10 protein-coding genes are annotated in these 11,247 nt (G+C 72.6%); all 10 read right to left on the bottom strand.

What is annotated here, in order from left to right; genetic code table 11:
* Nucleotides 1-7: 7 nt before the first annotated feature.
* Complete coding sequence (gene nuoI / locus PH191_RS10100; RefSeq protein WP_274194447.1) at nt 8-577, bottom strand: NADH-quinone oxidoreductase subunit NuoI; 570 nt, start codon at nt 575-577, stop codon at nt 8-10.
* On the bottom strand, nt 577-1,890 hold the full coding sequence (gene nuoH, locus PH191_RS10105; RefSeq protein WP_274194448.1) for an NADH-quinone oxidoreductase subunit NuoH: 1,314 nt from the start codon (nt 1,888-1,890) through the stop codon (nt 577-579). Before nuoH ends, nuoI begins: the two co-directional genes overlap by 1 nt.
* Nucleotides 1,887-4,466 (bottom strand): NADH-quinone oxidoreductase subunit G, encoded by a 2,580-nt coding sequence (locus tag PH191_RS10110; RefSeq protein WP_274194449.1) that lies wholly within the window; start codon nt 4,464-4,466, stop codon nt 1,887-1,889. Before PH191_RS10110 ends, nuoH begins: the two co-directional genes overlap by 4 nt.
* Entirely contained in the window at nt 4,463-5,803 is a 1,341-nt protein-coding gene (gene nuoF, locus PH191_RS10115) for an NADH-quinone oxidoreductase subunit NuoF (protein WP_274194450.1), read from the bottom strand. Before nuoF ends, PH191_RS10110 begins: the two co-directional genes overlap by 4 nt.
* Nucleotides 5,800-6,597, bottom strand: a complete 798-nt coding sequence (gene nuoE, locus PH191_RS10120; protein ID WP_274194451.1) for an NADH-quinone oxidoreductase subunit NuoE — start codon at nt 6,595-6,597, stop codon at nt 5,800-5,802. Before nuoE ends, nuoF begins: the two co-directional genes overlap by 4 nt.
* The gene (locus PH191_RS10125) at nt 6,594-7,913 is read right to left on the bottom strand and encodes an NADH-quinone oxidoreductase subunit D (protein ID WP_274194452.1); all 1,320 of its coding nucleotides are present in this window, start codon (nt 7,911-7,913) and stop codon (nt 6,594-6,596) included. The genes nuoE and PH191_RS10125 overlap by 4 nt, the downstream gene beginning before the upstream one ends.
* Entirely contained in the window at nt 7,910-8,545 is a 636-nt protein-coding gene (locus PH191_RS10130) for an NADH-quinone oxidoreductase subunit C (protein ID WP_420791791.1), read from the bottom strand. Before PH191_RS10130 ends, PH191_RS10125 begins: the two co-directional genes overlap by 4 nt.
* A 160-nt stretch (nt 8,546-8,705) precedes the next feature.
* On the bottom strand, nt 8,706-9,299 hold the full coding sequence (locus PH191_RS10135; RefSeq protein ID WP_274190876.1) for a NuoB/complex I 20 kDa subunit family protein: 594 nt from the start codon (nt 9,297-9,299) through the stop codon (nt 8,706-8,708).
* A gap of 4 nt (nt 9,300-9,303) precedes the next feature.
* Complete coding sequence (locus PH191_RS10140; protein ID WP_274190877.1) at nt 9,304-9,669, bottom strand: NADH-quinone oxidoreductase subunit A; 366 nt, start codon at nt 9,667-9,669, stop codon at nt 9,304-9,306.
* Between the two features lie 164 nt (nt 9,670-9,833).
* Nucleotides 9,834-11,186 carry a geranylgeranyl reductase family protein gene (locus tag PH191_RS10145; RefSeq protein WP_274194454.1) on the bottom strand — a complete coding sequence of 451 codons (1,353 nt, stop codon included), beginning with the start codon at nt 11,184-11,186 and terminating at the stop codon, nt 9,834-9,836.
* Nucleotides 11,187-11,247: the final 61 nt, after the last annotated feature.

Below are 11,247 nucleotides of genomic sequence, written 5' to 3' on the forward strand. Positions count from 1 at the left end.
ATCGCGCTCACCGCGACGCCTCGGGCGTCATCTGGATCTCCTCGCGCACCGCGTCCTGGACGTCGGGGCGGCGGGCCATCTCGGGACCCTGGACGTAGTAGTCCTGCTCGTTCTCGCCGAGGCGCATGGGGTGCGGCGGCTGCTCCATGCCCGGCAGCAGCGGGGCGAGCAGGCGGTCCTTGTCGTAGATCAGGTCCTGGCGGTCGTCGTCCGCGAGCTCGTACTCGTTCGTCATCGTCAGCGAGCGCGTCGGGCAGGCCTCGATGCACAGGCCGCAGCCGATGCAGCGCAGGTAGTTGATCTGGTAGATCGACCCGTAGCGCTCACCCGGCGAGTAGCGCTCCTCGTCGGTGTTGTCGCCGCCCTCGACGTAGATCGCGTCGGCCGGGCAGGCCCAGGCGCACAGCTCGCAGCCGACGCACTTCTCGAGGCCGTCCGGGTGCCGGTTGAGCTGGTGCCGTCCGTGGTAGCGCGGGGCGGTCACCTTCTTCACCCGCGGGTAGTCCTCGGTGACGACCTTGCGGAACATCGTCGAGAAGGTCACGCCGAATCCGGCGATCCCGTCGAACATGCCCATCAGCGGTCTCCCTCCTTCGCGCCGGCGGTCACGGTCTCGGCCTCCCGGTCGTCCCCGCGCGCGGCCGTCACCGCGCGGCGGCGCCGCTTCGGTGTCGGCGGCACGGCGAGGTCCAGGGGTGGCACGGGGTAGTCGGCGACGACCGGGGGCTCCGGGTCGTCGTCGGGCGGGGTCTGGTCGGGCAGCAGCAGGGCCGCACCGACGAGCAGCACCAGCGCGACGCCGCCGACGATGAGGATCTGGCCGGTGGTCAGCTCGACGCGCAGCACGCGCAGCGTGGCCACCAGCATCAGCCAGACCAGGCTGATCGGGATCAGCAGCTTCCAGCCCAGCGCCATGAACTGGTCGTAGCGCTGGCGGGGCAGCGTGCCGCGCAGCCAGACGTAGACGAACAGGAACGCCAGCGTCTTGCCGAGGAACCAGACGATCGGCAGCCAGCCCTCGTTCGCGGCGGGCCACAGCGACAGCGGCCACGGCGCCTGCCAGCCACCGAGGAACAGCGTCGTGGCCACCGCGGAGAGGGTGACCATGTTGACGTACTCGGCGAGGAAGAACAGGGCGAACTTCAGCGACGAGTACTCGGTGTGGAAGCCGCCGACCAGCTCGGACTCGGCCTCGGGGAGGTCGAACGGCGCGCGGTTCGTCTCGCCCACCATCGACACCGCGAAGATCACGAAACTGACGGGCAGCAGCCAGATGTACCAGCCGGTGGACTGCGCGGCGACGATGTCGGCGGTGGACAGCGAGCCCGCGTACAGCACGACCGCGATGATCGACAGGCCGAGCGCGAGCTCGTAGGAGATCACCTGGGCGGCGCTGCGCAGGCTGCCGAGCAGCGGGTACGGCGAGCCGGACGCCCAGCCGGCGAGCACGATGCCGTAGACGCCGATCGACGAGCAGGCCAGCACCACCAGGATGCCGACGGGCAGGTCGGTCAGCTGCAGCGCGGTCTGCTCGCCGAAGATCGAGACCTCGGGACCGATCGGGATGACCGCCCAGGCGGCGAAGGCCGGGATCACCGAGAGCACCGGGGCGATGAAGAAGACCGCCTTGTCCGCGAGGACCGGGCGGATGTCCTCCTTGAACGCCAGCTTCAGCCCGTCGGCCAGCGACTGGAGCAGGCCGAACGGGCCGTTCCAGTTCGGGCCGGGACGCTGCTGCATGCGGCCCACGACGCGGCGCTCGAACCAGATCATGAACAGCGTGATCACCATGAGCATCGCGAAGACCACGACGACCTTGATCAGCGTCAGCCAGAACGGGTCGTCCGCGAGCAGGGTCTGGGTGTACCCCGGCGGAGGAACAGGGTTCACGCCGCACTCCCGTCAGTGGTGCCGCCGGTGAGGCGGGCGGGCCCGCCGTGGGTGAGGCCGAGACCCGCCAGCGTGATGACCCCGCCGCCGGCCTGGGGCACCCGCGCGGGCGCCCAGACGACGTCGTCGGGGAGGTCGGCGAGCTCGACGGGCAGGTGCAGCGACCCGCGCGGGCCCTCGAGCCCGGCCACCGCGTCCTCGACCAGCCCGAGCCGCCGGGCCGTCACCGTCGAGATACGGATCTTCGGCGGGCGGGCCGTCCCGGCGAGCTCCGGCTCGTCGATCAGCAGCGCGCCGCCGTCGAGGAGCTGGCGCCAGGACGCCAGCCGCAGGCTCCCGTCCGTGCCGTCGACGTCACCCGACCCGTCCGGGCCACGCACCGGTCCGATCTCCGTCGGCCGGGCGGCACCGAGGTGCCCGAGCTCCGCGGCGGCGACCTCCGGGGTCTGCGTGAACAGGTCGACGTCCATCTCGACGGCGAGGGTGTCGAGCACGCGGCAGTCGGGCAGCGTGATCGCGGCCGTGCCCCCGACGCGGCCGGAGGAGCCGCCCGACGGGTCGATCGTGGTGGCGAAGCGGCGGTCGCGTCCCTCCCAGTTGCGGAAGGTGCCCGACTTGTTGACCACCGGGGCCACCGGGAGGACCACGTCGGCGTACCGCGTCACCTCGGACGCGACCTGCTCGAGGCTCACGACGACGTCGGCCTCGCGCAGCGCCGCGCGGGCGAGCACCGGGTCCGGGAGGTCGGTCAGCTCGACGCCGCCGACCACGAGCCCGGCGAGCTCGCCGGCGGCGGCGGCCCGCAGGATCGCGCCGCCGTCGCGACCCGGCGTCGCGGGCAGGGCGTTCTCGTCGGCGAGCCCCCAGCTCGACGCGAGCTGCGCGCGGGCGACGTCGTCGACGGGGCGTCCGCCGGGCAGCAGGGTCGGCAGCGCGCCGGCGTCCACCGCGCCGCGCTCGCCGGCCCGCCGCGGCACCCAGGCCACGCGGGCGCCGGTGCGGCCGACGAGGTCGGAGACGGCGGCGTAGAGCCCCGGCACCTCGGCGGCGCGCTCCCCCACCAGCACGACCGCGCCCGGCGTCGCGAGCGCGGCGGCCACGTCGTCGGGCAGCGTGGCCAGCGCCTCCGGCTCGCGGCCGGGGGCGGTGCGGACCAGCCGGCCGCCGGTCTTGACGACGGCCGGGCTCGACCACTGGCCGAGGTGGTGCACCGCCGTGCCCGTGCGGGCCGCCTTGCGCAGCCGCAGGAAGACGACGGGCGCCTCCTCCTCGACCTCGAGGGCCACGGTGAGGACGGCCGGCGCCGACTCGAGGTCGGCGTAGGTCACCCCGAGGCCGGTGCCGGCGACGTGCGCGGCGAGGAAGTCGAGCTCCTCGCCGGAGTGCGCGCGGGCGCGGGCGTCGATGTCGTTGGTCTGCAGCGCGGCGCGGGCGAACTTCGCGTAGGCGTACGCGTCCTCGATCGTCAGGCGGCCGCCGGGCAGCACGCCGACGCCGCGCTTGGGCTCGCCGGGCTCGCCGTCCGCGTCGAGCGGAGCGGGTCCCGTGCCGTCGCGCGCGGCGAGCAGGGCCGCCGCGGCCCGCTCGAGGGCGTCGGTCCACGACGTCTCGTGCAGCTCGCCGTCGTCGCCACGCACCAGCGGGCGCGTGATCCGGGTGGCCGACTGCGCGTAGCGGAACGCGAAGCGGGTCTTGTCGTCGATCCACTCCTCGTTGACGTCCGGGTCCTCGCCGGCGAGCACGCGGGTGACCGCGCCGCGGCGCCAGTCGCGGCGGACCGCTGCGCCCGAGGAGTCGTGCTCCGAGACGCCGGGCGTCGAGACGAGGTCGAACGGGCGCGAGCGGAAACGGTAGGACGCCGAGGTCAGCGCGCCGACCGGGCAGATCTGGATGGTGTTGCCGGAGAAGTAGGACTGGAAGTCCTCGCCCTCGCCGAAGGCGGTCTCCTCGGTGCCGATCTGCTGGTGCGCGCCGCGCTCGAGCAGCTCGATGAACTGGTCGCCGGCGATCTGGCGCGAGAACCGCGTGCAGCGCTGGCAGAGCACGCAGCGCTCGCGGTCGAGCAGCACCTCGTCGGAGATCGGCAGCGGCTTGGCGAACGTCCGCTTCTCCTCGACGAAGCGGGAGTCCGCGCGTCCCGAGGACATCGCCTGGTTCTGCAGGGGGCACTCGCCGCCCTTGTCGCAGATCGGGCAGTCCAGCGGATGGTTGATGAGCAGCAGCTCCATGACGCCCTGCTGCGCCTTGTCGGCCACCGCGGAGGTCATCTGGGTGTTGACGACCATGTCCTGGGCCACGGTCATCGTGCAGCTGGCCTGCGGCTTGGGCATCTTGCGACCGCCCATCTCCACCTCGACCAGGCACTGACGGCAGGCGCCGGCCGGGTCGAGCAGGGGGTGGTCGCAGAAGCGCGGGACGACGATCCCGAGCCGCTCGCAGGTGCGGATCAACAGCTCGCCCTGCGGGGCGTCGACCACGCGGTCGTCGATGGTCAGCCGGACGTGCCCGTGCGGGACCGGGGGCAGATCCTCCCGCTCGGAGGGCTTCTCCGGGGCCTTCTCGGACGCGGCGGTCATGCGCTGGCTCCGCTCAGCTCCACGATTCGGTCCACTTCCGGATGCCGCTGCTGCCCCGCGTTCAGGGCGCACAGGTCGACGAACTCCTGCCGGAAGTACTTGATGCCACTGGTGATCGGCGAGACCGCGCCGTCGCCGAGGGCGCAGAATGAGCGCCCGAGGATGTTGTCGCAGACGTCGAGCAGCGTGTCGATGTCGGCCTCGGTGCCCTCGCCGTCGACCATCCGGCGCAGGATGCCGGCGAGCCAGTAGCAGCCCTCCCGGCACGGCGTGCACTTGCCGCAGGACTCGTGCTCGTAGAACTCGGTCCACTTCATGACCGCCCACGGGACCGAGACGGTCTCGTTGAAGATCATGAGCGCTGTGGTGCCGAGCATCGACCCGGCCTCGGTGGCCCCCTCGAAGTCCAGCGGCACGTCGAGGTGCTCGTCGGTGAGCAGCGGCGTCGACGACCCGCCCGGTGTCCAGAACTTCAGCGGGATGCCGTCCTTCATGCCGCCCGCGAGGTCGAGGAGCTCGCGCAGGGTCGTGCCCAGCGGCGCCTCGTACTGCCCGGGCCGCTCGACGTGGCCGGACAGCGAGTAGATCTTCGGGCCGGGCGAGCGCTCGCGGCCCATCGTCCGGAACCAGTCCTTGCCGCCGTTGACGATCGACGGGACGGTCGCGATCGTCTCGACGTTGTTGACGACGGTGGGCGCGGCGTAGAGGCCCGCGGTCGCCGGGAACGGCGGCTTGAGCCGCGGCTGCCCGCGACGACCCTCGAGCGAGTCGAGCAGCGCCGTCTCCTCGCCGCAGATGTACGCCCCGGCGCCGGCGTGCACGACGATGTCGAGGTCGAAGCCGGAGCCGTGGATGTCCTTGCCGAGGTGACCGGCGTCGTAGGCCTCGCGCACCGCGGCGTGCAGACGCCGCAGGACGTGGACGACCTCGCCACGCACGTAGATCGCGCAGAAGTGCGCGCGGATCGCCCAGCTCGTGATGATGCAGCCCTCGATGAGCGAGTGCGGGTCCGCCATCATCAGCGGGACGTCCTTGCAGGTGCCCGGCTCGCCCTCGTCGGCGTTGATGACGAGGTACTTCGGCTTCGCCGCCGGGCCGGTGGGCGTCTCGCCCGGCTTGGCCTGCGGGATGAAGCTCCACTTCATGCCCGTCGGGAACCCGGCGCCGCCGCGTCCGCGCAGGCCGGAGTCCTTGACGAGCGCGACGAGGTCGTCGGGCGGGGTCGCCAGCGCGGTGCGCAGCGCCTCGTAGCCGCCGAGCTCGGTGTAGTTGCGCAGCGTCCAGGACTCGGGGCCGAGCCAGTGCTTGGTCAGGACCGGGGTGAGCGGGTCGGTCATGCGGAGCCTCCCTCGTCCGGCACGGGTGGCGCGGTCCAGCCGCGCTCCTCGGCGAGCCGGGCGCCGCGCAGGCTCTCCTCGGCCGCCGACGGACCGGCGACGGCGGCGAGACCGCCGACGGCCGGGTCGTCGAAGAACCCGGCGAGCAGCAGCTCGACCGAGCGGAAGTCGTTGAGCGGGGCGCCGCGGGTGGGGTGCGGCTTCTCGCCCCGCTGCAGCGCGTCGATGATCTCGACGGCCGACTCGACCGTCTGCTTGTCGAAGAACTCGTAGTCGACGGTGAGCACCGGGGCGAGGTCGCAGGCGGCCAGGCACTCGGCGTGCTCGATCGTCGCGGTGCCGTCGGCGCTGGTCTGCTCGTGCCCGATCCCGCCGAGGCGTTCCCGGACCGCGGCGTAGATGTCGTCGCCGCCCAGGGCCGCGCAGAGCGTGTTCGTGCAGACGCTCACGAGGTGACGGCCGACGGGCTCGCGCTTGTACATCGTGTAGAAGGTCGCGACCGCGGAGACCTCGGCGGTCGTGATCTCCAGGACCTCCGCGCAGAACGCGATGCCGGCGCGGGAGACGTGGCCCTCGACGTGCTGGACGAGGTGCAGCAGCGGCAGCAGGGCCGACCGCGGCTGCGGGTAGCGGGCGACGATCGCCGTTGCCCGGTCGCGCACCCCGTCGAACACCGTGGTGTCCACCGAGGCGCGCTCGGCGTGCTGCGCGGTGGTGCCGCCGGCCTCGTCGATCGCGTGCTCGGGCTCGACGGGCGGGGCCGCCGGCGCCTCGGGTCCGAGAGCGCGGCTCATCGGTCACAACCCCCCATCACGGGATCCAGCGAGGCCAGCGCGGCGATGACGTCCGAGACCATCCCGCCCTCCGACATCGCGGGTGCGGCCTGCAGGTTCACGAAGCTGGGGTCGCGCAGGTGCACGCGCAGCGGACGCGTGCCGCCGTCGGACACCAGGTGCGCGCCGAGCTCGCCGCGGGGCGACTCGATCGGCACGTAGGCCTGGCCCGGCGGCACCTTGAAGCCCTCGGTGACCAGCTTGAAGTGGTGGATCAGCGACTCCATCGACTGACCCATGATCTTGCGGACGTGGTCGAGGGAGTTGCCCATGCCGTCGGCACCGATCGACAGCTTGGCGGGCCACGCGATCTTGGCGTCCTCGACCATCACCGGGCCCGGCTCGAGCCGGTCGAGGGCCTGCTCGATGATCCGCAGCGACTGGCTCATCTCCTCGACCCGCAGCACGTAGCGGGCGAAGCTGTCGGCCGCGGTGTCGGTGGGGACCTCGAAGTCGTAGTGCTCGTACCCGAGGTACGGCTCGACCTCGCGGAGGTCCCAGGCCAGCCCCGCCGAGCGCAGGATCGGGCCGGTGACGCCGAGCGCGAGACATCCGTCGAGGGGCAGGTAGCCGACGCCCTCGAGGCGCTGGCGCCAGATGCGGTTGCCGGTGAGCAGCTTGTGGAAGCCGGGCAGCCGCTCGCGCATCACCTTGATGAACGACCGGATGCGCTCCTCGTGGCCCTCGGGCAGGTCCTGCACGACCCCGCCGGGGCGGATGAACGCGTGGTTCATGCGCAGGCCGGTGAGGAACTCGAGCAGGTGCAGGACCTCCTCGCGCTCCCGGAAGCCGTTGGTCATGCCGGTGAGCGCACCGAGCTCCATGCCGCCGGTGGCGAGCGCGACGAGGTGCGAGCCGATCCGGTTGATCTCCATGAGGAGCACGCGGATCGTCGCGGCGCGGTCGGGCACGTCGATGCCCAGCAGCCGCTCGGTGGACAGGCAGTAGGCGGTCTCGTTGAACAGCGGCGCGAGGTAGTCCGCCCGCGTCACGAAGGTGACGCCCTGGGTCCAGGTGCGGTACTCGCAGTTCTTCTCGATGCCGGTGTGCAGGTAGCCGATGACCAGGCGCGCGTCGGTGACGACCTCGCCCTGCAGCTCCAGCACGAGCCGCAGCACGCCGTGCGTCGACGGGTGCTGCGGACCCATGTTGATGACGATGCGCTCGTCGCCCGCGGTCTGGTCGATCATCTCGTCCCAGTCGCCACCGGTGACCGTGTAGACGGTGCCCTCGGTGGTCTCGCGGGAGGAGGCGGCGTACGGGTCCGTGGTGGTCACGTGTAGGCCCTCCGCTGGTCGGGCGGCGGGATCTCCGCGTCGTGGTACTCCACGGGGATGCCACCGAGCGGGTAGCTCTTGAGCTGCGGGTGACCGTTCCAGTCGTCCGGCATCAGGATCCGGGTCAGGCTCGGGTGGCCGTCGAAGACGATGCCGAACATGTCCCAGGTCTCGCGCTCGTGCCAGTCGGCGGTCGGGAAGACCTCGACGAGCGACGGGCAGTGCGCGTCGTCGAGCTCGAGGGCGATCTCGAGGCGCAGCCGGCGGCGGTAGGTCATCGACAGCAGCTGGACGACGACGTGCAGCTGCTGCGGCACGCCCTCGCCGTAGTCGACCCCGGAGACGCCGGAGCAGAACTCGAAGCGCAGCGCAGGGTCGTCGCGCAGCGTGCGGGCCAGCCGCACGAGGTGCTCGCGGTCGACGTACCAGGTCATCTCGCCGCGGTCGACGGTCACCTGGTGCACACAGGTGTCGAAGTCGGCGCCGCCGTCGTCGGCCAGCGCCGCGGTCGCCTCGTCGGCGACCTCGTCGAACCAGCCGCCGTAGGGCCGCTCGGCCGGGGCGGGCGCGTAGGCGGGCAGGCGGAGCCCGCCGAAGCCCGACGTGTCGCCGGAGCCGGCGATGCCGAACATGCCCTCGCGGGCCCGTCCGGCGACGGCGCCGGACACGTCGCGGCGGGCGATCTCCTGGGGGCCGAACGCGGCGGCACCCGCGGAGGAGGCGTTGGACGCGCCGGATGGGCCGCTCGCGCCCCCGGCACCGGTGCCCGGGGTCACGGGCCCGTCCTTCTCGTCACCAGACATGCTCCTCCTTCACCTCCCCGTGCTTGTCCCGCTTGGCGTACTTCACCGACGACGGCAGCAGCTCGAGCTTCTCGCCCTGCGCCTTGCGCTCGGCGGCGAGCTCGGCCCGGACGGGTCCGAGCGGCTCGGCCTGGATCTTCTGGTGCAGCTTGAGGATCGCGTCGATGAGCATCTCCGGCCGCGGCGGGCAGCCCGGCAGGTACATGTCGACGGGCACGACGTGGTCGACGCCCTGGACGACCGCGTAGTTGTTGAACATCCCGCCCGACGACGCGCAGACGCCCATGGCGAGCACCCAGCGGGGCTCGGCCATCTGGTCGTAGATCTGGCGCAGGACCGGGGCCATCTTGTTGGTGACGCGGCCCGCGACGATCATCAGGTCGGCCTGGCGGGGGCTCGGGCGGAAGACCTCCATGCCGAAGCGGCCGAGGTCGTAGCGCGGGGCGCCCGAGGTCATCATCTCGATCGCGCAGCAGGCCAGCCCGAAGGTGGCGGGCCACAGCGATGCCTTGCGGGTCCAGTTGACCAGGCTCTCGACGCTGGCCAGCACGATCCCGTTCGGGAGCTTCTCTTCCAGTCCCATGCTTCTAGCTCCAGTCCAGCCCGCCGCGGCGCCACACGTAGGCGTAGGCGAAGGCGACGGTGGCGACGAACAGCACGATCTCGACGAGACCGAACAACCCGAGCGCGTCGATGTTCACCGCGAACGGGTAGAGGAAGACCATCTCGATGTCGAAGAGGATGAAGAGCATCGCGGTGAGGTAGTAGGCCACCGGGATGCGGCCGCCGCCGGCGACCGGCTGCGGCGACGGCTCGATGCCGCACTCGTAGGCGTCGAGCTTCGCGCGGTTGTAGCGACGCGGTCCGATGAAGGGCGCGGCCGTGACCGAGAACAGCCCGAACCCGGCGGCGAGCACGAACATGACGACCAGCGGGACGTAGAGGTCCAGCATCGTCGCTCCTTCCTCCCCGTGCTGCGCGTCGGGAGTTCCGTGGTGGTGCGGCCCACGCGCGGGCCGTGCAGTGGATCACGGTCGGCGGGCGGGACCGACCCTAATGAGCCCGAACGGGCGAGACGCCGATGAGGGCGGCCTAACCCGGGTGAGCGGTCTGCGGCTCAGGCCGCGACGGAGCCCTCCTTCCGGGTGCTCGGCGACCCCGGCGGCGCGTCCCCGAGTGGCGGCACCATCCGCAGGACGAGGTCGAGCGCGCGGTCCCCCGCGTCGCCGTCCCGTCCGTCGGTGAGCCCGGTGAAGAGCCGGAGCGCGGCCTCCATGAGACGTCGCCTCGGCATCCCGAGGCGCAGGGCGTGGTGCATGAACCGCGGCCGGCCGAGCGCACTCGCCGCCCGGTTGCCGACGCGGTACCAGCTGCCGAGCTCGTGGCGGACCGCCGCCGGGTACGCGGCCAGCGCGATCTCCCGTCCGGGGCCCTCCGGCCGGGCGCTCGCCTGCACGACGCATTCGGCGGCGATGGCCGCGGACTGCAGCGCGTAGGCGATGCCCTCGCCGCTGAACGGGTTGACCATCCCGCCGGCGTCGCCGACGAGCACGAGGCCGTCGCGGTAGAGCGGGGTGCGGCTCATCCCCATCGGCAGCGCGGCGCCGCCGATCGCGCCGGTGGCGTTCTCCTCGCGCAGACCCCACTCGGCGGGCAGGCCCTCGACCCAGTGCCGGAGCAGGGCGCGGTAGTCCCGCTTGTCGTTCTTCCGCGTGGCGAGGACGCCGAGGCCGACGTTGGCGGTGCCGTCGCCCATCCCGAACACCCAGCCGTAGCCGCCGTGCAGGTCGGGGCCGACGCCCGGGCCGTCGTGCAGGCCGAGGTGCGTCTCGAGGTAGTCGTCGTCGTGGCGCGGGCTCGTGTAGTAGCGGCGCACCGCGACGCCGAGCGGGCGGTCGTCGCGCTTGCCGATCCCGAGGCTCAGCGCGGTGCGCGCGCCGACGCCGTCGCAGGCGACGACCAGCGGCGCGCGGTAGGAGACCGGCTCGCGCTCCGGGCCGCGGCGGGCGTCGACGCCGGTGACGCGACCTGTGCGCTCGTCGATTGTCGCGCCGGAGACCGAGACGCCCTCCTCGACGCGGGCCCCGGCGGCGCGGGCGTGGTCGGCGAGCATCTGGTCGAAGTCGCGCCGCGGGCGCACGAGGCCGTAGGCGGGGAAGGTGGCGAGCTCGGGCCAGTCGAGCTGGATGCTCGTGCCGCCGCCGATGACCCGCAGGCCGCGCTGGTGACGCCAGCCGGCCTCCTCGCGGGTGTCGACGCCGAGGTCGACGAGCTGCTTCACCCCGCGCGGGGTCACGCCGTCGCCGCAGACCTTCTCGCGGGGGAACGTCGCCTTCTCCAGGACGAGCACGTCGAGCCCGGCGCGCGCCAGGTACGTCGCGACCGTGGAGCCTGCGGGACCGGCACCCACGACGACGACATCGGCGTCGGCGTCGGGGCTGCGGCGCGCTCCGGTGGTGGCGGCGGACACGGCACGGGCTCCTTGTGAATCCGTTCACTAGCTCGGTACGGGGGAGTCTAGGGACCGTGTG

This window comes from Actinomycetospora callitridis, from assembly GCF_028737265.1.
Classification (GTDB): Bacteria; Actinomycetota; Actinomycetes; order Mycobacteriales; family Pseudonocardiaceae; genus Actinomycetospora; species Actinomycetospora callitridis.

What these genes read in the sequence shown, in the direction of transcription:
- nuoE (WP_274194451.1), bottom strand. Translation starts at nt 6,597, where the DNA reads ATGAGCCGCGCTCTCGGACCCGAGGCGCCGGCGGCCCCGCCCGTCGAG.
- PH191_RS10130 (WP_420791791.1), bottom strand. Translation starts at nt 8,545, where the DNA reads ATGTTCGGCATCGCCGGCTCCGGCGACACGTCGGGCTTCGGCGGGCTC.
- nuoF (WP_274194450.1), bottom strand. Translation starts at nt 5,803, where the DNA reads ATGACCGACCCGCTCACCCCGGTCCTGACCAAGCACTGGCTCGGCCCC.
- PH191_RS10110 (WP_274194449.1), bottom strand. Translation starts at nt 4,466, where the DNA reads ATGACCGCCGCGTCCGAGAAGGCCCCGGAGAAGCCCTCCGAGCGGGAG.
- nuoI (WP_274194447.1), bottom strand. Translation starts at nt 577, where the DNA reads ATGGGCATGTTCGACGGGATCGCCGGATTCGGCGTGACCTTCTCGACG.
- PH191_RS10140 (WP_274190877.1), bottom strand. Translation starts at nt 9,669, where the DNA reads ATGCTGGACCTCTACGTCCCGCTGGTCGTCATGTTCGTGCTCGCCGCC.
- PH191_RS10135 (WP_274190876.1), bottom strand. Translation starts at nt 9,299, where the DNA reads ATGGGACTGGAAGAGAAGCTCCCGAACGGGATCGTGCTGGCCAGCGTC.